Source organism: Criibacterium bergeronii (assembly GCF_001693775.2).
Taxonomy (GTDB): domain Bacteria; phylum Bacillota; class Clostridia; order Peptostreptococcales; family Filifactoraceae; genus Peptoanaerobacter; species Peptoanaerobacter bergeronii.
The window spans coordinates 1-600 of sequence record NZ_MBEW02000077.1 but is presented as its reverse complement, the minus strand read 5'-3'; the positions used below and the strand labels follow the sequence as shown (position 1 = coordinate 600).

Here is a 600-nt window from a genome sequence, read left to right as displayed (position 1 = left end):
TCGATACCGCTTTGCACCTTTTCTGAGATGTTTCCCGCATCATCATATATATAGGAAGTCTCTTGTAGCATGGATTGCAATTTCATTTGGTCTATGTCCGGAAAATTTTTAGAAACAGCTATCATTATTGCAGAAACTATCACCACTACAATAATTGATATTGCCAAAATGAATATAAAAATAAATTTGAAAATACTTTTTATAATAGATGAACCTTTCATCAATTCCTCCTGAACGGCAAAATATTACTTTAGTTTTTATCTTCAAATTATAGCACAAAATATCCATTAGCGAAAGTACACTACATCTAGAAGTGCTATATTTTATCTAATTTTTAATATTGTTGTAATATAAAGGGCGAATGAATTAATCATTCGCCCTAAAAAGTATCATTACCATTCATTATATAAAAGCTGATATCCATTACAAAATAAACTTTTATAAAACTTATATTATACCTATTTTATTATTTAATTCAATTTTATAGGTATTTTTTAAGAAAATAATTCATATTGTAAAATATTATGTGTAAACTAAAAATTTGTTCCTTAGTATAGAAAAAGAGGACCATATCTTGTAAAATTAAGTTACCAAACAAAA

Annotated in this window: 1 protein-coding gene; it reads right to left on the bottom strand. The window is 25.7% G+C overall.

The genetic code is table 11. The features are described from left to right. On the bottom strand, positions 1 to 221 hold a 221-nt coding region (locus tag BBG48_RS10855; RefSeq protein WP_147292854.1), incomplete at its 3' end, for a hypothetical protein. Between the last annotated feature and the right edge of the window lie 379 nt (positions 222 to 600).